This window comes from Idiomarina loihiensis L2TR, assembly GCF_000008465.1.
Taxonomy (GTDB): domain Bacteria; phylum Pseudomonadota; class Gammaproteobacteria; order Enterobacterales; family Alteromonadaceae; genus Idiomarina; species Idiomarina loihiensis.
In genome coordinates this window covers 916,657-937,495 of sequence record NC_006512.1, presented here as the reverse complement: position 1 = coordinate 937,495, position 20,839 = coordinate 916,657, and the positions used below count along the sequence as shown (strand labels likewise).

At 48.5% G+C, this 20,839-nt stretch carries 20 protein-coding genes; 10 read left to right on the top strand and 10 right to left on the bottom strand.

Annotation, left to right across the window (positions count from 1 at the left end):
- Positions 1-12: 12 nt before the first annotated feature.
- The 6 genes from IL_RS04470 to IL_RS04445 are packed head-to-tail and all read right to left on the bottom strand — an operon-like array spanning position 13 to position 6,940.
- Positions 13-912: a hydroxymethylglutaryl-CoA lyase gene (locus IL_RS04470; RefSeq protein ID WP_011234129.1), complete on the bottom strand. Its 900-nt coding sequence runs from the start codon at positions 910-912 to the stop codon at positions 13-15.
- 32 nt (positions 913-944) lie between these two features.
- Positions 945-2,915, bottom strand: a complete 1,971-nt coding sequence (locus IL_RS04465; protein ID WP_011234128.1) for an acetyl/propionyl/methylcrotonyl-CoA carboxylase subunit alpha — start codon at positions 2,913-2,915, stop codon at positions 945-947.
- A gap of 14 nt (positions 2,916-2,929) precedes the next feature.
- Positions 2,930-3,715 (bottom strand): enoyl-CoA hydratase-related protein, encoded by a 786-nt coding sequence (locus tag IL_RS04460; protein WP_011234127.1) that lies wholly within the window; start codon positions 3,713-3,715, stop codon positions 2,930-2,932.
- 16 nt (positions 3,716-3,731) lie between these two features.
- Positions 3,732-5,339 (bottom strand): carboxyl transferase domain-containing protein, encoded by a 1,608-nt coding sequence (locus IL_RS04455; protein WP_011234126.1) that lies wholly within the window; start codon positions 5,337-5,339, stop codon positions 3,732-3,734.
- 15 nt (positions 5,340-5,354) lie between these two features.
- On the bottom strand, positions 5,355-6,524 hold the full coding sequence (locus IL_RS04450; RefSeq protein WP_011234125.1) for an isovaleryl-CoA dehydrogenase: 1,170 nt from the start codon (positions 6,522-6,524) through the stop codon (positions 5,355-5,357).
- On the bottom strand, positions 6,521-6,940 hold the full coding sequence (locus tag IL_RS04445) for a MerR family transcriptional regulator (protein WP_011234124.1): 420 nt from the start codon (positions 6,938-6,940) through the stop codon (positions 6,521-6,523). The genes IL_RS04450 and IL_RS04445 overlap by 4 nt, the downstream gene beginning before the upstream one ends.
- A gap of 78 nt (positions 6,941-7,018) precedes the next feature.
- On the opposite strand from IL_RS04445, the gene IL_RS04440 reads away from it, so the two are divergent.
- The gene (locus tag IL_RS04440) at positions 7,019-8,200 is read left to right on the top strand and encodes an acetyl-CoA C-acyltransferase (RefSeq protein ID WP_011234123.1); all 1,182 of its coding nucleotides are present in this window, start codon (positions 7,019-7,021) and stop codon (positions 8,198-8,200) included.
- Positions 8,201-8,208: 8 nt separating this feature from the next.
- On the opposite strand, the gene IL_RS04435 is transcribed toward IL_RS04440, so the two are convergent.
- On the bottom strand, positions 8,209-9,087 hold the full coding sequence (locus IL_RS04435; RefSeq protein ID WP_011234122.1) for an EamA family transporter: 879 nt from the start codon (positions 9,085-9,087) through the stop codon (positions 8,209-8,211).
- Between the two features lie 68 nt (positions 9,088-9,155).
- Here IL_RS04435 and IL_RS04430 point away from each other — a divergent pair, with 68 nt between their 5' ends.
- From IL_RS04430 to rlmM, 9 genes are all read left to right on the top strand, one after another.
- Positions 9,156-10,655, top strand: a complete 1,500-nt coding sequence (locus tag IL_RS04430; protein ID WP_011234121.1) for a CoA-acylating methylmalonate-semialdehyde dehydrogenase — start codon at positions 9,156-9,158, stop codon at positions 10,653-10,655.
- Positions 10,656-10,667: 12 nt separating this feature from the next.
- Complete coding sequence (locus IL_RS04425; RefSeq protein WP_011234120.1) at positions 10,668-11,825, top strand: acyl-CoA dehydrogenase family protein; 1,158 nt, start codon at positions 10,668-10,670, stop codon at positions 11,823-11,825.
- 9 nt (positions 11,826-11,834) lie between these two features.
- Positions 11,835-12,956, top strand: a complete 1,122-nt coding sequence (locus tag IL_RS04420) for an enoyl-CoA hydratase/isomerase family protein (protein WP_011234119.1) — start codon at positions 11,835-11,837, stop codon at positions 12,954-12,956.
- A 27-nt stretch (positions 12,957-12,983) separates the two neighbouring features.
- Positions 12,984-13,880: a 3-hydroxyisobutyrate dehydrogenase gene (gene mmsB / locus IL_RS04415; RefSeq protein ID WP_011234118.1), complete on the top strand. Its 897-nt coding sequence runs from the start codon at positions 12,984-12,986 to the stop codon at positions 13,878-13,880.
- Positions 13,881-13,900: 20 nt separating this feature from the next.
- Entirely contained in the window at positions 13,901-14,665 is a 765-nt protein-coding gene (locus tag IL_RS04410) for an SDR family oxidoreductase (RefSeq protein ID WP_011234117.1), read from the top strand.
- Between the two features lie 97 nt (positions 14,666-14,762).
- On the top strand, positions 14,763-15,662 hold the full coding sequence (locus IL_RS04405; protein WP_011234116.1) for a transcriptional regulator GcvA: 900 nt from the start codon (positions 14,763-14,765) through the stop codon (positions 15,660-15,662).
- Positions 15,662-16,285 carry an alpha/beta fold hydrolase gene (locus tag IL_RS04400; protein ID WP_011234115.1) on the top strand — a complete coding sequence of 208 codons (624 nt, stop codon included), beginning with the start codon at positions 15,662-15,664 and terminating at the stop codon, positions 16,283-16,285. The genes IL_RS04405 and IL_RS04400 overlap by 1 nt, the downstream gene beginning before the upstream one ends.
- Entirely contained in the window at positions 16,282-16,662 is a 381-nt protein-coding gene (locus IL_RS04395) for a DUF423 domain-containing protein (RefSeq protein WP_011234114.1), read from the top strand. Before IL_RS04400 ends, IL_RS04395 begins: the two co-directional genes overlap by 4 nt.
- Positions 16,662-17,771 carry a 23S rRNA (cytidine(2498)-2'-O)-methyltransferase RlmM gene (rlmM, locus tag IL_RS04390; RefSeq protein WP_011234113.1) on the top strand — a complete coding sequence of 370 codons (1,110 nt, stop codon included), beginning with the start codon at positions 16,662-16,664 and terminating at the stop codon, positions 17,769-17,771. Before IL_RS04395 ends, rlmM begins: the two co-directional genes overlap by 1 nt.
- A gap of 45 nt (positions 17,772-17,816) precedes the next feature.
- Here rlmM and IL_RS04385 read toward each other — a convergent pair whose 3' ends face one another.
- The 3 genes from IL_RS04385 to IL_RS04375 all read right to left on the bottom strand — a co-directional run bounded on the left by IL_RS04385 (position 17,817) and on the right by IL_RS04375 (position 20,833).
- Positions 17,817-18,821 carry an isocitrate dehydrogenase gene (locus IL_RS04385; protein WP_011234112.1) on the bottom strand — a complete coding sequence of 335 codons (1,005 nt, stop codon included), beginning with the start codon at positions 18,819-18,821 and terminating at the stop codon, positions 17,817-17,819.
- Between the two features lie 105 nt (positions 18,822-18,926).
- On the bottom strand, positions 18,927-20,450 hold the full coding sequence (locus IL_RS04380) for a hypothetical protein (RefSeq protein WP_011234111.1): 1,524 nt from the start codon (positions 20,448-20,450) through the stop codon (positions 18,927-18,929).
- Positions 20,447-20,833 (bottom strand): DUF3192 domain-containing protein, encoded by a 387-nt coding sequence (locus IL_RS04375; RefSeq protein WP_011234110.1) that lies wholly within the window; start codon positions 20,831-20,833, stop codon positions 20,447-20,449. The genes IL_RS04380 and IL_RS04375 overlap by 4 nt, the downstream gene beginning before the upstream one ends.
- Between the last annotated feature and the right edge of the window lie 6 nt (positions 20,834-20,839).

Sequence of the window (20,839 nt, the reverse complement as noted above, 5' to 3'; positions counted from 1 at the left end):
TTATTTTGCTAATTAAGCTTTTGCCAATTCTGCTACTGCGACCTGAGAGCGGGGGCCATGCGCTAAATGCTGACAAATATCGGCTCCGGCCGCGATTAACTTGTTCAGGTCAATACCGGTTTTAATGCCCATACCATTTAACATGTAAACCACGTCTTCGGTGGCAACATTGCCACTGGCGCCTTTAGCGTATGGGCAACCACCCAGGCCAGCTACGGCCGAGTCAATGGTGGCTACACCTAGTGGCAGGCAGGCTATGATATTGGCCAAAGCTTGTCCGTATGTATTGTGAAAATGCAGCGCCAGTTTGTCCATGGGGACTTTTTCCGCCACCGCAGCAAGCATTTCCTGAGCTTTTAGCGGTGTACCGACGCCTATGGTGTCGCCCAGCGATACTTCATAACAGCCCATGTGGTATAAAGCTTCTGCAACTTTAACCACATTTTCTACCGGAACCTCACCCTGGTAAGGGCAACCCAAAACGCAGGAAACATAACCTCTGACGGGAATGCCTTTTTCTTTAGCCGCGGCAATAACTGGCTTAAAACGCTCCAGTGATTCGTCGATGCTGCAGTTAATATTTTTTTGGGCAAAGGCTTCCGATGCTGCACCGAACACTGCGACTTCGTCCATGTTGACTGCAACTGCCGCTTCAAACCCTTTCAAATTGGGCGTTAAACCAGCGTAAGTCACTCCAGGGCGACGCTTAATCTGCTTCATAACGGCAGGGCTGTCGGCCATTTGCGGCACCCATTTGGGGCTGACAAAGCTGGCACTTTCAATGTAAGAAACGCCGGCTTCTGCCAGCGCTTCAATTAAGGCAACTTTTGCATCGACAGAAACAGCTGCTTCATTTTGCAAGCCGTCACGAGGACCAACTTCGACGATTTTTATCTGTTCTGCAATTGCCATAATTACTCCTGGTTACTTCTAATAATGTCTTATTATTCGGCTTCGCTCACTGTAAGCAGTTCATCGCCGTCGCTGACCAAATCCCCCGCGGCGAAAAAGACGTCGGTGACTTCACCTTCATGGCCAGCTTTAATGGTGTACTCCATTTTCATGGCTTCCATAATGACCAGCGGTTGATCTTTCTTGACTGTATCGCCTTTTTTGACCAGTACTTCCATGATGGTCCCGTTCATTGGGGCAACGTGACCACCATGGGCCGCTTCATCCGACAGCGTATCAGTCACGCGGTGTCGATGGAAAGTCATAGGGCCGTTATCGGTGAATACGGTAATTTGCTGGTCGTCGGCACTGACATAGCGATGATAGCGCATACTACCGGCAGTCAGAGTGAGTTTGTCGTCGGTTAAAGATGCCTGCCATTGTATGCTTTCGTCATCAACTTGCTGCAGGAACTCTCCGTTAGCGGTTTCTATTAGTGAAATGGAGTAGGTTTCTTCGCCAAATTGCAGTGGAACCGTATGTGTCGCCGCTGAGTTCATTCTAAATGCATTACCACTTTGCCATGGTGAACTGCCACGCTGTTGTTGGCGCTGACAAATATCAAACAAAGCCGCTTCCGTTGCAATTTGCTGACAATTTACCGAGCTATCGGGCAGAAGCTCTTCCTGATGTTGCTGGATAAATTCGGTTGTCAGGTTTGTTTTCACAAACTCAGGATGCGAAGCCAAACGATGCAAAAAGTCGACGTTAGTCGTTAACCCAGTTAAACGATATTCACGCAAAGCCTTTTGCAGACGCAGCAGGGCACGGGTACGATCGGTGTCCCAGACAATCAGCTTAGCTATCATTGGGTCATAGAAAGCAGATATCTCATCGCCTTCTTCAATACCGGTGTCAATGCGGATGCCGTTTTCTTCTGCAGGCGTACGTAAATGCTTAATGGTACCTGTGCAGGGTAAGAAATCGTTGTCCGGGTCTTCGGCGTAAATCCGTGCCTCAAACGCGTGACCGTTTACCTGAATGTCATTTTGCGCCAGAGGTAATGGCTGACCCGAAGCGACCAGCAACTGCCATTCGACTAAATCCTGGCCGGTGATCATCTCCGTAACCGGATGCTCAACCTGTAAGCGAGTGTTCATCTCCATAAAGTAGAACTCGCCACTTTGGTCGAACAAAAACTCAACCGTACCGGCGCCAACGTAATTTATTGCCTGGGCTGCTCGAATGGCAGCTTCGCCCATTTCGGTACGTGTTTTCTCGGTTAGTGCCGGAGCAGGAGCCTCTTCAAGCACCTTCTGGTGACGGCGTTGCACTGAACAGTCGCGCTCTGCTAGATAAACGGCGTTACCGTGTTCATCGGTGAACACCTGAATCTCTACGTGGCGAGGGTTACGAATAAAACGTTCCATCAGCATTTTATCATTGCCGAAAGAGGACTTAGCTTCGCGTTTGGCGGAATTCAGGGCGTCATCGAATTCGCCCATGTTTTCGACCACACGCATGCCTTTACCACCGCCGCCGTACGCCGCTTTCAGCAGTAACGGGAAACCCACTTTTTCAGCTTCTGCTTTTAGCGTTTTAATGTCCTGCTCGCTTCCGTGGTAACCCGGAACCAGAGGTACGCCGGCGTCCTGCATAATGGATTTAGCCGCGCTCTTCGAACCCATAGCGGCAATGGATGATACTGGCGGGCCAACAAAGATTATATCGTTAGCCTGACATTGGTCGGCAAAATCTTCGTTCTCTGAGAGAAAACCGTAACCAGGATGAATGGCTTCGGCATCAGTTTGTTTAGCAGCGGCGATAATTTTGTCCGCACGCAGGTAACTGTCCGTGCTCGCTGCAGGACCAATATGTACGGCCTGATCTGCCAGCTTAACGTGGCGTGAGTTACGGTCGGCATCGGAGAATACCGCTACGGTGCGAATTCCCATTTTTTTAGCTGTGGCAATAATACGACAGGCAATTTCACCACGGTTCGCAATCAATAATGTTTTGATCATAATGAGACCTGTTGTTAACTCTGTTTAAGCCAGGCGGCGGGGCGTTTTTCAAGAAACGCACTGAGTCCTTCCTGACCTTGTTCCGACACGCGAATTTCGGCAATGGCTTTAATGGTGTGTTCACGCACGTCTTTATCAACTGGACGTGAACCAACATTGCGAATCAGTTGCTTACAGGCGTCTACCGCTTGTGGACTATTGGCTAGAAGAGCTTCTAATAACTTATTCAGTGGCTCCTCGAAATCTTCTACAACTTCGTTAACCAGACCTAGCTCCTGTGCTTTGTCGGCAAAGAAGCGCTCGGCGGTGAGCATATAGCGACGCGACTGGCGCTCGCCAATAGTACGCACAACATAAGGGCTGATAACCGCAGGAATAAGCCCAATTTTGACTTCACTCAGGCAGAAGCTGCTGCGCGGCTGCGCCAGTACAATGTCACAGCAAGCGGCCAGGCCTACGGCACCGCCGAAAGCGGCTCCCTGGACTAAAGCAATGCTGGGCTTGCTGAGCAAGTCCAGACGCTCCATTAACAGCCCAAGCTCACCCGCGTCATCCACGTTTTGCTGGTAGTTTTTATCGGCCATGGAGCGCATCCATTTAAGATCCGCACCGGCAGAAAAGTTTTTACCTTCTGAGCGAAGCACCAGCACTCTCGCGCTGGCACTTTCTTCAACTTCTTTTAACGCCTGCAGCAGCTCTGCGATCATCACGTCGTCAAACGCGTTGTGAACGTCAGGCCGGTTCAATGTCAGCGTGGCAACGCCCTGGTCGTTAATATCAAGCTTGGTGTATTTTGCCATTATTAATAACCTCCGATTACATGCGGAAGACGCCGAAGCGGCTGTCTTCAATCGGTGCATTTAATGAAGCGGCAAGGCTCAATGCCAGAACTTCGCGCGTTTGTGCCGGGTCAATAATGCCATCGTCCCATAAGCGCGCTGACGCATAATAGGGGTGCCCCTGCTTATCGTACTGCTCAACAATGGGTTTTTTCAGCGCCTGTTCTTTCTCTTCACTTAAGCTTTCGCCTTTACGGGCTAAGTTGTCTTTAGTCACCTGCGCCATAACGCCTGCAGCTTGCTCACCGCCCATAACTGAGATACGGGCATTAGGCCACATGAACATCATGGTTGGGTCATAGGCGCGACCACACATGCCATAGTTACCGGCGCCGTAGCTGCCACCGATTAACACGGTAAACTTAGGTACTTTGGCACAGGAAACCGCCATCACCATTTTCGCGCCGTGCTTGGCAATGCCTTCGGCTTCGTATTTTTTACCGACCATAAAGCCGGTAATGTTTTGTAAGAACACCAGTGGAATTTTGCGCTGGGCGCAAAGCTCAATAAAGTGAGCGCCTTTTTGTGCCGATTCAGAGAACAAAATACCGTTGTTTGCGACAATGCCTACCGGGTAGCCGTCAATGCGGGCAAAGCCGGTCACCAATGTATTGCCATAATTGGCTTTAAATTCGTCAAAGTCTGAGTCATCGACAATGCGCGCAATCACTTCGTGTACATCATAAGGTTTACGCAAGTCAGTGCCGACAATGCCATACAGCTCTTTTGCGTCGTAACGCGGCGGTTTGGCTGGCTGGCGGTCGAGCTTAGTTGGTTCACCGCGGTTAAGGCGGGCTACTGAGCGACGCGCTAAGGCTAAAGCGTGTTCGTCGTTGTGAGCAAAATGATCCGCAACACCGGAGATGCGTGTGTGCACATCGGCACCGCCGAGCTCTTCGGCTGAGACTTCTTCACCTGTTGCAGCTTTAACTAACGGCGGACCCGCAAGGAAAATAGTGCCTTGCTCTTTTACAATGACGCTTTCATCGGCCATAGCCGGTACGTAAGCACCGCCTGCGGTACAAAGACCCATAACCACCGCAATTTGTGGAATGCCTTTGGCTGACATATTTGCCTGATTAAAGAAAATGCGACCAAAGTGTTCTTTGTCCGGGAATACTTCATCCTGACGGGGCAGATTAGCACCGCCAGAGTCCACCAGATAAATACAAGGCAGGTGGCAACGCTCGGCAATTTCCTGAGCGCGCAGGTGTTTTTTTACGGTTAGCGGGTAATAAGTACCGCCTTTAACGGTGGCGTCGTTGGCGATGATCATGCACTCAGTGCCTTCAACCTGACCAATACCGGCAACCACACCAGCAGAAGGAACGTAGTCTTCGTAACATTCCCAGGCCGCAAACTGACCTATTTCCAGAAACGGTGAACCCGCGTCCAGTAGTTTATTAATACGGTCGCGGGGCAATAACTTACCACGGGACAAATGGCGCTCCTGATACTTCGGACCGCCACCTTGATGAATTTTTGCCGCTTTTTCCTGCAGGTCGTTAACGACGGTCTGCATAGACTCGCTGTTAGCTGCAAATTGTGCATCGCGGGTGTTGATTTTACTGGATAAAATCGCCACGGCGTTGCCTCCTTATTATTTGGATTCAGTGAACAGTTCGCGGCCAATGAGCATACGGCGAATTTCTGACGTACCAGCACCGATTTCATAAAGCTTGGCGTCACGTAGCAGGCGTCCTGTGGGGTACTCGTTAATGTAGCCGTTACCGCCCAATAACTGAATAGCGTCCAGTGCTAGCTGAGTGGCTAATTCTGCGGCGTAAAGAATTGCTCCGGCGGCATCTTTACGAGTGGTCTCGCCACGGTCGCAAGATTGAGCCACGGCGTAAACGTAGGCACGCGCCGCATTGGTGCGAGTGTACATATCAGCAACTTTGCCCTGAATTAGCTGGAATTCGCCGATCTCTTTACCGAACTGTTTACGATCATGAATATAAGGTACGCATGTATCAAGGCAGGCCTGCATAATGCCTAAAGGACCCGCTGCAAGAACAGCGCGCTCGTAATCAAGGCCACTCATCAACACTTTAACGCCTTCGTTTAGCTCTCCCAGAATGTTTTCTTCGGGGACTTCGACGTCTTCGAAGACCAGTTCACAGGTATTTGAACCACGCATACCCAGTTTGTCGAGTTTTTGCGCCTGGCTGAATCCTGGTGTGTCTTTTTCAACGATAAAGGCCGTAATGCCCCGTGAGTTCTTCTCGGGTTCGGTTTTCGCGTAAATGACAAAGACATTAGCTTCCGGACCGTTAGTGATCCACATTTTATTACCGTTCAGAATGTACTTGTCGCCTTTCTTCTCTGCACGTAATTTCATGCTGACTACATCAGAACCGGCATTAGGTTCACTCATAGCTAAAGCACCAACGTGCTCACCGGTGCATAGTTTAGGCAAATACTTTTGTTTTTGTTCTTCGTTACCGTTGCGATGAATTTGGTTAACACAGAGGTTTGAATGGGCACCATAACTTAAGCCAACCGAGGCAGAAGCGCGGCTAATTTCTTCCATAGCAATAACATGTTCAAGGTAGCCCATGCCGGAACCACCATATTCTTCGGCAACGGTTAAGCCCAGCAGACCCATGTCGCCAAGTTTCTGCCATAAATCGCCGGGAAATTCATTTTTTTCATCAATTTCGGCGGCGCGTGGGGCTATTTCATCACGCGCGAAGGCATTAACCTGTTCACGGATCATATCGGCTGTTTCGCCGAGACCAAAGTTAAAGGTGGTATATTGACTGATCATAACGACTCCTGAGAATGAACTTCTGAAACTGACGACTGAATATTCTCGAGCTCGTCTTGGCAACGTTGCTCCAGACCACTGAGTTCGGTCAGTAACACATTAATATCTTCCATTTGTTGTTTGAGTGAGTGTTTTTTCTCACTGACCAGCTCAAGTACCTTTTCGAGCTGGGCCGCACTGCTATTATCCGCGTCGTAAAGTTCGAACAAACGACGGGTTTCGGCCAGTGAAAAACCGAGTCGTTTGCCGCGTAGAATCAGCTTTAAACGAACCCGGTCTTTGTTGGTATATATGCGCTGTTGCCCCTGGCGTCTGGGGGAAAGCAAGCCTTCGTCCTCATAAAAACGAATGCTGCGGGTGGTAATGTCAAATTCTTTTGCCAGTTCGCCAATACTGTAGGTCACTTTATTGTTCATCGGTACTTGCTTTTTGGTTGTCCTAAGATCTAAGCTTAGAGGAAGTTTACGTTAACGTAAAGTGCATTTGGAGGAAAAATGTCGAGCGATTCAATCGTTATAGTAGCGGCCAACCGTACGCCAATGGGCGGTTTTCAGGGCAGCTTAAGTGAAGTTACCGCCCCCAATTTGGGCGCAACCGCGATAAAAGCAGCGCTGAATAACAGCGGTTTAGCAGCCGATGATATTTCAGAAGTAATCATGGGCAATGTGTTACCTGCCGGTTTAGGTCAGGCACCAGCGCGTCAGGCAATGCTGCATGCGGATCTACCTCGCTCAACGGGCGCGACCACCATTAATAAAGTATGCGGCTCCGGATTGAAAGCTGCAATGATGGCGCACGATTTAATTAAAGCGGGCTCAGCAGACGTGGTACTGGCCGGTGGCATGGAAAGCATGTCGAATGCACCTTACATGCTGCCAAAAGGCCGCAGCGGTTATCGTATGGGGCACGGACAAGTGCTGGATCATATGATGCTGGACGGTTTGGAAGACGCCTACGAGCATAAAGCTATGGGGTGTTACGCACAGGACACCGCTGACGAATACGGTCTGGGTCGTGAAGCAATGGATGAGTTTGCCATTCATTCACTTACCAAAGCTCAGGCTGCTATTAAAGATGGCTTTTTTAAAGACGAAATCACCCCAGTTACATATTCTACTCGTAAAGGCGACGTCACTGTCGATACTGACGAGCAACCGGGTAAAGCGCGTCTGGACAAAATTCCTCAGTTGCGTGCGGCATTCAAAAAAGACGGCACCATTACTGCGGCTAATTCCAGTTCTATTTCTGATGGCGCAGCAGCACTTATTTTAATGCGTGAGAGCGATGCAAAGGCCAAAGGCCTGCAGCCGCTGGCGCGAGTTATGGGTCATACTACGCATTCTCAGGCGCCGTCTGAATTTACCGTTGCCCCAATTGGTGCAATGAATTCTTTGCTGAGTAAGCTGGACTGGACTAAAGACGACGTCGATTTATGGGAAATTAATGAAGCCTTTGCCATGGTTACCATGCTGGCTATTCAGCAAATGAAACTGGATCCGGCTAAAGTGAATGTGCATGGCGGAGCCTGTGCTTTAGGGCATCCTATTGGCGCAAGTGGTGCGCGGTTATTGGTTACTTTGCTGCATGCACTGAAACAAAAAGGCCAGAAACGGGGTATCACCTCACTGTGTATTGGTGGTGGTGAAGCCGTTGCTCTGGCCGTAGAAATGATCTAAAGCGTTGGTTAGCGGGCGGGTTTAAGTTTGTTAACCCGTCCTGCCAGCCATACGGCAAGAATAATAATAAGAGCGCCAATGCTTAACCGGGTATAGTCGAAAGACTGTTCCCAAAAAATGACATTAACCAAAATGCCCGCGGGAATTAACGCATTGTTCATGGTGGCCAGTTGCCCGGTATTGACTCGTTTACCGGAAAGGTTCCAACCAAGGTAACCAAGCCCGGAGGCAACAATACCGAGCCACAATAAAATGCCCCATTGAAGATTGGTGGTCGGCATTTTGGTTAAGTCGCCAAAGAATAAAACACCAAGGCCGGCGATAACACTGGCGCCAAAGAAAAAGGCGGCAAATTGCTGGCTTTGTTCTAAGGTTTTACCCGTGGGTAAACGTTTATAAGCAACTTGACCGGCGGCAAAGCACGCATTGGCTGCCTGAATTAAAAAGAAGCCGGTGATGAAATCATCGGACAAGGGTTGATAGCGAATGATGGCGGCGCCGCATACCGATACCGCAGCGGCTATCCACCATAACAGCGGCAGATGCTTGCGGTTAAGTATCAGCTCGTCAATTAGCGTTATGTAGAGTGGTGTAAAGATAGTGAACAAAAGCACTTCGGCAATGCTCAAATACAAAAACGCATGATAAAGAAACAAATACATGGCGCCAATTTGTACAGCGCCAATAACGGCCAGTTTAGCTAGTTGAGGTAGTTGCCCATTTTGTGGTGACAGATGCCTCCAGCGGAATAACGGCAAAACCGTTATTAAGGCTAAAACCATACGGATAAAGACAACAAGATAACCGTCAACCTGGCCGGCAAGATAAACGCCGATTAGCGAAAAGCTGGCGGCCCAAAGTAAAGTAATCAGAATTAAGAGGGTCACGTTAAGGCTCACTTAACTAAATTTAGCTCATCAATAGATGACAAAATAACACAATAAGAAGGTGAATTATGTCTAAGAAAGTGCCTCTGTATATAGATGGCGAATTTGTCGCCTCGAAGTCAGAACAGTGGATTCCTGTCACCAACCCGGCAACTCAGGAAGTTATCGCTCAAGTGCCAGTTGCTACTCAAAGCGAAATGGACGCAGCGGTTGAGAGTGCTCGTGAAGCTTTTAAAACCTGGAAAGAAGTGCCTGTTTCTGAGCGTGCTCGCGTAATGATGCGCTATCAGGCCTTGTTAAAAGAACATCAGGAAGAAATTGCAGAGACTCTGGCGCAAGAAACTGGTAAAACTTTTGAAGATGCCAAAGGTGATGTCTGGCGTGGTATAGAAGTGGTTGAACACGCAGCGAATATTCCTTCGTTATTAATGGGCGAGACAGTTGAAAACGTTGCTCGTAAAATTGATTCTTATAGTTACACTCAGCCATTAGGTGTTTGCGCTGGTATTACGCCGTTTAACTTTCCGGCGATGATCCCACTGTGGATGTTCCCGCTGGCCATTGCTTGTGGTAATACCTTCATTCTGAAGCCTTCCGAGCAAGATCCGTTAACGCCAACCCGTTTGGCTGAACTGTTCGAAGAAGCTGGCGCACCTAAAGGCGTACTGCAGGTATTGCACGGCAATAAAGAACAGGTCGATTTTCTGTTAGACCACCCGGACGTTCGTGCCTTGTCTTTTGTAGGCTCAGTGCCGGTTGCTGAATATATTTACCGCCGTGGTACGGAAAATGGTAAGCGTGTACAGGCTTTTGCTGGTGCGAAAAACCATTGCGTTATTATGCCTGACGCCAATAAACAGCAAGTCATCAATAATATGGTTGGCTCTTCTGTCGGTGCGGCGGGTCAACGTTGTATGGCTATTTCTGTCGCAGTATTTGTTGGCGCGGCAAAAGAGTGGATCCCTGAAATAGCGGAAGCTATTGCTAAGGTTCGTCCGGGCGCATGGAATGACGAAGGTGCCGCTTATGGCCCGGTTATTAGTCCACAAGCGAAAGAACGCGTTGAAGCTTTGATTACTCAGGGTGAGAAAGAAGGCGCTAAATTGCTGGTTGATGGTCGTAATTGCAAAGTTGACGGTCTGCCAAATGGTAACTGGGTTGGCCCAACAGTGTTCTCTAACGTAACGCCGGATATGGAAATCTATAAAACAGAAATTTTCGGTCCGGTATTGTGCGCCACAGAAGTGGACAGCCTTGAAGACGCTTTGGAATTGGTTAACAACAACCCTTACGGTAATGGTACTTCTATCTTTACCGCAAGTGGTGCCGCCGCGCGTAAATACCAGCACGAAGTTGAAGTGGGTCAGGTCGGTATCAACATTCCAATTCCGGTACCGCTGCCGTTCTTCTCATTTACTGGCTGGAAGCGTTCATTCTTTGGTGACCTTCACGCTTATGGTAAGCAGGGCGTTCGTTTCTACAGCGAAACTAAGACGGTAACGGCGCGTTGGTTTGAGAGCGACCTTGAAGATCCAGCAGGTCCGAACATGTCAATTAACCTGAGATAATAGGGGATAACGATGAATTTCGAATTGACAGAAGACCAGCAAGCCTTTGTGGATACTGCCAAAGCTTTTGCCGACAAAGAGCTGGCGCCTAATGCGGCTAAGTGGGACGAAGAGCATTATTTCCCCGTTGAAGTGTTCCGTAAAGCTGGTGAAATGGGCTTTATGGGCATGTATACGCCGGAAGAGGCTGGCGGCTTCGGAATGAGCCGTCTGGACTCAGCGCTTATTTTTGAGCAGCTGGCAGGTGGTTGTACCGCAACCACGGCCATGATGACCATTCATAACATGGTCACCTGGATGATTGGTTCTTTCGGCCAACAGTCAGTGATTGACCAGTGGGTGTCCGAGTTGGTTACCGGTGAGAAGCTTGGCTCTTACTGCCTGACCGAACCAGGCTCTGGTTCAGACGCTGCCAGCTTGCGTACCAGTGCGAAAAAAGACGGCGACGAGTACGTCTTAAATGGCTCTAAAATGTTCATCTCCGGTGCCGGTGAAACTGACGTTTTAGTGGTTATGGCTCGTACTGGCGAAGACGGACCTAAAGGCATTTCTGCCTTTGCTGTACCGGCGGACGCGAAAGGTGTTATTTACGGTAAAGCCGAAGATAAAATGGGCTGGAATGCACAGCCTACCCGCTTAGTGACTTTTGAAGACGTTCGCATTCCGGCAGAAAACCTGCTGGGTAAAGAAGGCGAAGGCTTTAAGTTTGCCATGATGGGCTTAGACGGCGGACGCATTAACATTGCGGTGTGTTCTGTGGGTACAGCGCAAGCGGCATTAAATACTGCCAAAGCTTATATGCAGGAACGTACGCAATTTGGTAAGCCCCTCGCGGCTTTTCAGGCGCTACAGTTTAAGTTAGCCGATATGGCGACTGAGCTGGTTGCGGCCCGTCAAATGGTGCGTCTGGCAGCCAGTAAAGTCGATAACAACGATGCTGATAAAACTACCTATTGTGCTATGGCAAAACAGTTTGCGACCGATGTTGGTTTTAAAGTGTGTAACGACGCACTGCAGCTGCACGGTGGTTATGGCTACATTAAAGAGTATCCGTTAGAGCGCCATGTGCGTGATGTTCGTGTGCACCAGATCCTGGAAGGCACAAACGAAGTTATGCGCATGATTATTGGACGTCGCATTCTGGCTGATAACGATCGCGAAATCTTGTAAGGAGATTCCATGCAAGACGTTGTACTTTTTGAAGAACTGAACGCCGGTGACAAAGTCATCGGCGTTGCTACGTTAAATTCCGAGAAATCATTGAATGCCCTAAGCCTGGCAATGGCTGAAAAGCTGTTACCGCAGCTGAAAAAATGGGCAGAAGATGACAAAGTTGCTTGTGTCTGGTTACAGGGTGCCGGTGAAAAAGCATTCTGTGCCGGTGGTGACATTGTGGCTATGTATAAAGCCATGCAGGCAGAGCCGGGCAAATTAGTGGAAGAAGTCGAAAACTTCTTCACCCAGGAATATCAACTGGACTACTTTATTCAGACCTTCCCTAAACCTCTTATTTGCTGGGGTGACGGCATTGTGATGGGCGGCGGTATGGGGCTAATGAATGGCGCCAGCCACCGTATTGTGACCGAACGTTCGTTACTGGCTATGCCAGAAGTGACTATTGGTTTGTACCCGGATGTTGGTGCGACCTACTTCCTTAATCGCATGCCACGAGGTTGCGGTTTGTTCTTAGGTATTACCGGCGCAACGATGAATGCGAACGATGCACTGTATCTGAACCTGGCCGATCACTTTGTTGGGCATGAGAGCAAAGAAAGCATTCTGAATAAGCTGAAAGAAGTTCAATGGGGCAATACTGAGGCTCTGAACAAACAAAAAGTGACGGACTTACTGAGTGACGTGGCAAGTAGTGACCCAACAGCATTACCCACGCCTCAGGTAGAACCACATCAGAAGCTAATAACAGAGCTGACAACGGGCAATGATATTGGTGAAATTGTTGAACGTATTGTCAGTGACGAAACCGATGATAAATGGCTGGCGCGGGCGCGTAAGAACCTGGCCAATGGTTGTCCGTTTACATCGCACCTGGTCTGGAACCAGTTGCAGCAAGGCTCTGACTTGTCTTTGGCTGACTGTTTCCGTTTAGAGCTAACCTTGTCCTGTAACTGTGCAGTTCGTGGTGACTTTGCCGAAGGTATTCGGGCACTGCTGATTGATAAAGATAAGAATCCACAATGGCAGCATAGCTCGGTAGCCGAAGTACCAGCGGAAGAGATTGATGCATTCTTTTTACCGCCCTGGGGCGAGCGAACGCATCCATTAGCCGATCTTGATAAATAAAACGAATTAACAAGAAGGAGTGCCTTTATGGCAACCGTAGGATTTATTGGACTGGGTAACATGGGTGGCCCAATGGCCAGCAATCTGGCAAAAGCCGGCCACAAGGTTAAGGCTTTTGACTTATCGGAAGAAGCACTTAAAGCGATAGTTGCTGACGGTGCACAGGCTGCGAAAACAGCAGCTGAAGCCATCGACGGAGCTGAATTTGTGGTGTCTATGCTGCCTGCAGACCGTCACGTAAAAGGCGTTTACCTTGGTGACGACGGCCTAATCAACAAGCTGAATAAAGATCAGCTCGTTATTGATTGCAGTACCATTTCTTCTGAAACCGCTATGTATGTGGGTGAACAGTTAGAGAAAGCTGGTATTGCCTTTATCGACGCCCCTGTTTCTGGTGGTGTTGGTGGCGCGAAAGCGGGTACCTTAACCTTTATTTGCGGTGGTACAGAAACTAACGTTGACCGGGCTCGTAGCGTGCTTAACGACATGGGCAAAAATGTTTTCCGCGCCGGTGATGTCGGTGCCGGACAGATTGCAAAAATCTGTAATAACATGTTGTTGTCAGTATTAATGGTGGGTACTTCTGAAGCTCTGCAATTAGGTAAGGCTAACGGGTTGGACCCGAAAGTTTTATCGGAAATTATGCTGGCAAGCTCGGGTAGTAATTGGACATTACAGGTATATAATCCGTGCCCAGGGGTAATGGATAACGTGCCTTCAAGTAACGACTACCAAGGCGGCTTTCTGGTTGACTTAATGGCTAAAGATTTAGGTCTGGCGCAACAAACCGCATTAGAAAGTGGTGCCGCAACGCCTATGGGATCACTGACTCGCAACCTTTACCACAGCTGGTCTGAGCAAGGCCATGGTCGCCAGGACTTTTCCAGTATTTTTAATTATGTGGCACCTAAGTCACAGAAGTAACCTAAGAATTGGGGAAACACATGCAAATTAAAGACAGTGTCATTGTTATTACCGGTGGTGCTCAGGGGCTGGGCCTTGCGATGGCTGAAGATTTCGCGAGACAAGGTGCCAAACTTGCGCTTATTGATATTAACGGCGACGTATTAGGTGAAGCTCAGGAGCAATGCGAAAAGTTGGGCGCAGCCAAAGTGGTTGGTTATGAAGTTGATATCACTGACGAAGAGTCGGTAGAAACCGTATTTGAGCAAATTCAGCAAGAGTTTGATGGCATTGATGTGCTGGTGAACAACGCAGGCCTATTGCGTGACGGCTTGCTGATCAAATTCAAAGACGGCGAACTGAAACAGAAAATGCCTTTACAACAGTTCCAGTCGGTACTGGATGTGAATCTCACCGGTACCTTCTTATGCGGCCGTGAAGCCGCGGCACAGATGGTAAAAGCCGGCAAGAAAGGCGTTATCATCAATATTTCCAGCGTCGCGCGTGCTGGTAATATGGGACAGACTAACTATTCCGCAACCAAAGCCGGTGTGGTTGCTATGACGGTGACCTGGGCTCGCGAACTGGGTCGTTACGGCATTCGCTGCGGTGCCATTGCGCCGGGCTTTATTGAAACTCCAATGACGGCACAGATGAAACCTGAAGCGGTTGATCGCGCGTTGTCTATGGTTCCGCTAAAACGCTGGGGCCAGCCCAATGAAATTGCCCACAGTGCGCGCTACATTATTGAAAATGACTTTTTCAGCGGCCGTGTGGTCGAAATTGACGGCGGCGTTCGGTTGTAAGTCACATTAGATAAAGTAATGATAAATAGCCGAACAAAGGGCGTCTCTGTTATAGTGGTGGCAATATACTAAACAGAGACGCTTTTTAGTTAATGGCATGCGGAAATTACCTCCCTTAAACGCGCTTAAATCATTTGAAGTGGCAGCGCGTCACCTCAGTTTCACCAAAGCAGCTGAAGAGTTATTTGTGACTCAGGCGGCAGTTAGTCACCAGGTGAAAGCGTTAGAAGACTTCCTTGAACTGAAGCTTTTTATTCGGCGTAACCGCTCGCTGTTGCTGACCGAAGAAGGGCAGGAATACTACTTAGAGTTACGCGATATTTTTGAGCAACTGGCGCAGGCTACCGATAAACTTCGGTTAGTGTCTGAACGTGGGGCTTTGACCGTGTCGGTTCCGCCCAGTTTCGCTATTTTATGGTTTGTTCCGCGGCTCAGTAGTTTTCGCGAAGAACACCCGGATATGGACATTCGCATTAAAGCCGTGGATGAAATTAGTGGTTCGTTAACCGACGACGTGGACGTTGCTATTTATTATGGCGATGGCCGTTGGCCCGGGGTAAAGGCTTACCAGCTACACGAAGAGTATTTGTGGCCGGTTTGTTCGCCGTTGTTACTGAACAAAGCGAATATCAAAGAGCCGATAGATTTATTCAAGCAAACTTTGCTGCACGACGAAACCCGTAATGCCTGGAAGGACTGGTTTCAGTTGGTGGGATTACCTCAGTATAAAGGCGATAACGGACCGGTATTCAGTCATTCGAGCCTGGCTTTACAGGCGGCGGTCCACGGGCAGGGCATTGCATTAGCCAATAATGTGCTGGTGAAGTCTGAAATTGACAGTGGCCACCTGGTTCGTATTTTCCCTCAGGCTTTGCAGCGGAATAAAGCGTTTTATCTGGTTTGTCGTGACAATCAGGCGGAGATAGGTAAAATCGCGACCTTCCGTCAGTGGTTGCTAAACTTGGTTCAAAAAGAAGAGCAAGAGTTTAACCAATAATGCGTTATCAACAACAGAACCCGGAAGGAGCCTTCCGCATCGTGTTTTTGCACGGTTCAGGAGGCGGTCCCGACACAGCTTTTATGGATTTCTTTGCGGAGCAGGGCATAGCGCTTGGCGCAGAGCTTGTGCGTCCGGACTTTCCTTATTGGGAAAAGGTTCGAGAAACCGGGAAACCCCGGCCGCCGAATAAAATGCAGGCATTGCTCGATGCGATCGATGAACTATTGAGCGAATTACAGCAAGATAATAAGCCGTTAGTTTTGATGGGTAAGTCATTAGGAAGCCGGGTGATGTTGCGTTTAGCCGATAAATACGGCGCGAAAGCAGTAATTGCTTTGGGGTTTCCGTTCCATCCGCCGCAAAAACCTGAGAAGTCACGCCTTGAAGAATTAGAAATGACGCAGGCGCCCGGTCTTATTTTGCAGGGAACACGGGACCCGTTCAGTAAACCGCTTTTAAAAAGAGCGGAGCAGGGGCAAAGCGTGGAGTTGCCGCATAACTGGCAGTTGCAGTGGCTAGAGGGTGCCGATCACGGTTTTGCCGCCACAAAAGCCAAAGCGGAGAATACGCCTAAGCTTTGGCAACAGGCCGCAGATGCCATTAAGGAGTTTATTCAATGAGTCAGATATTTTTAATTGTGGCCGCCATTTTAGGCGGTACCGGCGTTATGTTGGGCGCTTTTGCTTCGCACGGTTTAAAATCGAAATTAAGCGAGAGTTTGCTGAGCGCTTTTGAGACCGGAGTCACTTATCAATTTTATCACGCGTTGGCACTGTTTGTTTTAGCGCTTTGGTTAAAGCAGTCACAGTCAGTCTGGTTTGTTGTCAGTGGTTATTTGTGGCTGGCGGGCGTGGTTTTATTTTCCGGCAGTTTGTATGCCTTAGCGCTTACCGGTGTTAAATGGTTTGGACCTATAACGCCCATTGGCGGGGTATTATTTATTGCTGGCTGGGTCAGTTTATTAGTTGGCGCAATAAAGTTAGGAGCAGGTAGTTAATGAGTGAAATTGTTAACGGCAGAGGTAGTGGCATTGTATTGCTGTGTCGTGCAGGGTTCGAAGGTGATTGCGCGGCTGAAATTCAGGATAAAACCGCGGAACTGGGTGTTTATGGTTATTGCCAGACACAACCCGAGCAAGCTTACGTTACCTATCATTGCCAGCACGAAGAAGCAGAGCATATTGCCCGTAAACTGACGCTGAAAGACCTGGTCTTTGCGCGCGAAATGTTTGCCTTGCTGGGGCCTGTTAAAGTGGCCGGTATTGAAGACCGTGCCAGCGAAGTCATTAAGGTATTAAAACCTCATCAGGAAACGTTCGGTTTAGCCGGTGAGTTACGGGTGGGAACTCCAGATACTAATGAAGCTAACCAGCTATCCAAATTCTGCCGAAAATTCAGCGTGCCGCTGCGTCAGGCGTTGCGTAAAGAAGAGCTTTTAAGTAATAAGCCGCTAGCTAAACGACCGATGCTGCATGTGTTATTCGTCAACCCGGCGCATGCCTTGGTGGGCTATTCATACAGCTATAACCAAACCTTACACAACGGTGGTATTGTGCGTTTGCGTATGTCAAAAGAGGCACCAAGCCGTTCAACGTTAAAACTGGATGAAGCCTTTCAGGTATTTGTACCTGAAAACGAACATGAAAAACGTGTTCACTCGGGCATGAAGGCGGTAGATCTTGGTGCAGCGCCGGGAGGCTGGACTTATCAGCTGGTTCGCCGCGGTATGATGGTGCAAGCGGTTGATAACGGCCCGATGGCTGAGTCCTTAATGGAAACCGGGCAGGTTAAGCACATTCAGGAAGACGGCTTTAAATTTCGTCCGAAACGCAAAAATGTTACCTGGCTGGTGTGCGATATGGTTGAAAAACCCGCACGTGTCGGCGAGCTGATGACCAGTTGGTTACTCGAAGGTGACTGTGAAGAAGCCATCTTTAACCTTAAGTTACCAATGCGTCAGCGCTATGCCGCAGTTAAAGGCTACCTGGATCAGATTAAAGAACAACTACAAACCGAGGGGACTAAGCCGTTTGAAATTCAGGCCAAGCACCTTTACCACGACCGTGAAGAAATTACCGTACACTTGCGCTGGCTGCCCCGCAGCTAGCTTTAATGGCATAGCCTGAGTTCATTCATGGCTATGCCTTTCGCCTTAAAGACGCTCAATAACTGCCTGAGTAAAATCAGTGGTACCGTGCGAACCGCCTAAATCACGAGTGGTACGGTCACCACTGGAAATCACGTCTTCTAGTGCTTTGGTGATTTTTTCGGCTTGCTCTTGCATGCCCAAGTATTCCAGCATCTGAATTGACGCTAAGATAACTGAGGTTGGGTTTGCCAGGTTTTTACCGGCAATATCCGGGGCTGAGCCGTGTACAGCTTCGAAAATGGCGCAGTCTTTACCAATGTTAGCGCCGGGTGCCATACCTAAGCCGCCGACCAAACCTGCGCACAGGTCTGACAGGATATCGCCAAACAGGTTGGTGGTAACAATAACGTCAAACTCTTCAGGGTTCATAACTAAGCGCATGCAGGCCGCATCAACAATCATTTCTGTTGATTCAATGTCCGGATACTCTTCCGCAATTTCACGCGCTACTTTTAAGAATAGACCAGAAGTGGACTTCAGAATATTGGCTTTATGCACTGCGGTGACTTTCTTACGGCCTTCGCGGCGTGCGGTTTCATAGGCGAAACGGACAATCCGCTCAGCGCCTTCACGGGTAATTTTGCTGACTGCTTCTGCTTCATTACCGTCTTCAGACACTTTTTGGCCTAAGCCGGAATACATACCTTCGGTATTTTCACGAATGGTAATAATATCAATGTTTTCGTAGCGCGCTTGGGTGCCGGTAAAAGACAAAACAGGGCGTACGTTAGCATATAGCGAAAAGTGTTTACGCAGGCTGACATTAATAGAGGTGAAGCCTTCGCCAACCGGAGTAGTCAGTGGACCTTTTAATGTAACACCGTTACGTTCAATCGCATCAAGAGTATTTTGAGGTAATAACTCTCCGGTTTTTTCCAAAGCAGTCAGACCAGCGTCGACGTATTCATATTCAAAGTCACAACCTGCTTTATCAAGAATGGCTGTTGCAGACTCGACAATATCCGGGCCGATGCCGTCACCTGGAATAACTGTGATAGTTCTACTCATGAATTGATTCCTTTAAACCGTGTTACAACAAAAACAGGAACGGTAATTCTACCATTGCCGCGCTAATACTGACTAGCAAAGCATTATTCAGCCAGTGAATATAGGTTATAACGGTGAGTAACAGTGACTTTCAAAAGCCGATTTAGCTTTAATTCGGGTCAGTTGCTCACTGTTTATTTGCAGTTGCTGACAATAAGACTTTAGCATCGATTTTACTGAACTGCTTAACGACACCTCTGGATAATAAGTGCTTAGCGTTAAATAGTGGGCTAAGAAAAATAGTGCACTTAATTTGCTGGTCTCGGCTTTATCGGGGTTTAATAAATTTTCGGTAGCCGGAGGCAATTGCCAGCGCTTAACTAATTGTCGACTGCGGCGAAAGTCACTGATATCCAGTGCAGAGCCAACCCAACTTGTGCTATAGCAGTGTTCTATTTCTCGCGGACGGGGCCACTTCGCTGATTTAAGCAGCTCTGGGTGACGAAAAAGATCGGAGCCTGAAAGTAGGGCAAGTAGCGGAGCCGGGGTTGGCAGGCTAACGCCGGTTTCTGCCGATAAGTGCTGTAGCGTTGTGGTCAGTAAGCCGAGCTTTTGCATCAATGCGTTATGCAGAGGAATTGTATTTAATGAAAATTGGTGTTGTAAAAAAGCGGTCGCAAGAATAACTGAAGCTCGTTTAGAGCCTAGCCATAAATAAGACTGTTTCAAGTCCATACGGCTGGCTTCGCTGTAGCCAATGCGTTCGCTCTGATGCACGGCGGCATGAAGGCTGCTGGCTAAAAAAGGCAGTTGGTTAATTTGCTGAATTACTGCGTTTAAGGCGCCACTGGCATTGGCGTAACGGTTTATTGCCCGTAACAGTTGTCTGGGCGTTTGTTGTGTTGTGCTTGTTTGCTCTTGTTTTAGCAACCGATGCTGAGCCAGTGCGCTCATTTGTTCCTGTGTCAGAGGTTTGTCGTTAACTTGCCAATTTTGTGTTTCGTCCGGGCTGACATAAAACGGGCTGTCCAGCTTATGTAATAGAGCCAGAACTTGGTGCTTTCCTTCATAACCTAAAAGTACCGCGGTCTGCTGGTTTTTGTGATGTGAAAACTTTTGACCAGTGAGTCTTACCGGAAGCGCATTCTGCTGATTTAAAAGCGTCCAGAAGCGATAGCGGAATTCGCTGTTCAATAAGGGGAAAAAAGCTTGAGTAGGCTCACAGCGTTGCAGCTGAACCTGAGTTAAGGCGTTAACCCAGTAGCGAAAAAAGACAATATCAGCGGATTTTAGGGTTAGAGGCTCTAAAGCCGAAAGCCACAGGGGCTGCCTTAAATGAAGTTGCTTCCAGTAGTTCGGGTCTGGGTTGAGCTTTTCACTGACGCAAGCGGCGGCCAGAATTCGGCGATAATGTGAGTGCAAAGACCATTGGTAACCGCAATGCAGCGCGTTCACACAAACCGCGAGTAACTCACTTATTAGCTGATTATTGTCCTGAGCATGTTGCTGAGCGTAAAGGGGAAGCAGTTCAGGCCAGCGGTTTTGCTGGTATTCTTCATCAATAAACTGAACCAGACGATAAAGCTGACGAACGTCGTGTTGTTTTAGTAAACTTGCCGCTTTTTCACAACACTCGGTCAGTTCTCTCATTCTCGCCTCTGATAATTCTGATAGTCACGATAAGAGTCGTTACCCCAGGCGATAAGCTTATTATCGCGAAAAACCAAAGGGGTACATTCATCTTTAGTCGTGATTCCGTCAGAAGTCACGTGATGAGTTCGATAAAACAGAACTTGCATGTCACCTTCAGATGACGCTTTCGCTTCAGTTATGTCTGGTGAGCCTAAAACTCGAATAACACTGTCTTTTGACATACCCAGATCAAATTGACCAATTTGTCTGGCGTTGTAGGTCTCTCGTTCCTGCCACTGTAAATCAGCAGGATCAGCCTGATAAAGCATCAGCACTGCTCCTACTATAGCTAGATAAGAAACAGCGCCAATGGCGAGTATGACAAAGACTTTATTTTTCATAAATCC

Coding starts and splice junctions, on each gene's coding strand:
- IL_RS04470 (WP_011234129.1), bottom strand. CDS start 912: ATGGCAATTGCAGAACAGATAAAAATCGTCGAAGTTGGTCCTCGTGAC.
- IL_RS04465 (WP_011234128.1), bottom strand. CDS start 2,915: ATGATCAAAACATTATTGATTGCGAACCGTGGTGAAATTGCCTGTCGT.
- IL_RS04460 (WP_011234127.1), bottom strand. CDS start 3,715: ATGGCAAAATACACCAAGCTTGATATTAACGACCAGGGCGTTGCCACG.
- IL_RS04450 (WP_011234125.1), bottom strand. CDS start 6,524: ATGATCAGTCAATATACCACCTTTAACTTTGGTCTCGGCGAAACAGCC.
- IL_RS04445 (WP_011234124.1), bottom strand. CDS start 6,940: ATGAACAATAAAGTGACCTACAGTATTGGCGAACTGGCAAAAGAATTT.
- IL_RS04440 (WP_011234123.1), top strand. CDS start 7,019: ATGTCGAGCGATTCAATCGTTATAGTAGCGGCCAACCGTACGCCAATG.
- IL_RS04430 (WP_011234121.1), top strand. CDS start 9,156: ATGTCTAAGAAAGTGCCTCTGTATATAGATGGCGAATTTGTCGCCTCG.
- IL_RS04425 (WP_011234120.1), top strand. CDS start 10,668: ATGAATTTCGAATTGACAGAAGACCAGCAAGCCTTTGTGGATACTGCC.
- IL_RS04420 (WP_011234119.1), top strand. CDS start 11,835: ATGCAAGACGTTGTACTTTTTGAAGAACTGAACGCCGGTGACAAAGTC.
- mmsB (WP_011234118.1), top strand. CDS start 12,984: ATGGCAACCGTAGGATTTATTGGACTGGGTAACATGGGTGGCCCAATG.
- IL_RS04410 (WP_011234117.1), top strand. CDS start 13,901: ATGCAAATTAAAGACAGTGTCATTGTTATTACCGGTGGTGCTCAGGGG.
- IL_RS04405 (WP_011234116.1), top strand. CDS start 14,763: ATGCGGAAATTACCTCCCTTAAACGCGCTTAAATCATTTGAAGTGGCA.
- IL_RS04400 (WP_011234115.1), top strand. CDS start 15,662: ATGCGTTATCAACAACAGAACCCGGAAGGAGCCTTCCGCATCGTGTTT.
- IL_RS04395 (WP_011234114.1), top strand. CDS start 16,282: ATGAGTCAGATATTTTTAATTGTGGCCGCCATTTTAGGCGGTACCGGC.
- rlmM (WP_011234113.1), top strand. CDS start 16,662: ATGAGTGAAATTGTTAACGGCAGAGGTAGTGGCATTGTATTGCTGTGT.
- IL_RS04385 (WP_011234112.1), bottom strand. CDS start 18,821: ATGAGTAGAACTATCACAGTTATTCCAGGTGACGGCATCGGCCCGGAT.
- IL_RS04380 (WP_011234111.1), bottom strand. CDS start 20,450: ATGAGAGAACTGACCGAGTGTTGTGAAAAAGCGGCAAGTTTACTAAAA.
- IL_RS04375 (WP_011234110.1), bottom strand. CDS start 20,833: ATGAAAAATAAAGTCTTTGTCATACTCGCCATTGGCGCTGTTTCTTAT.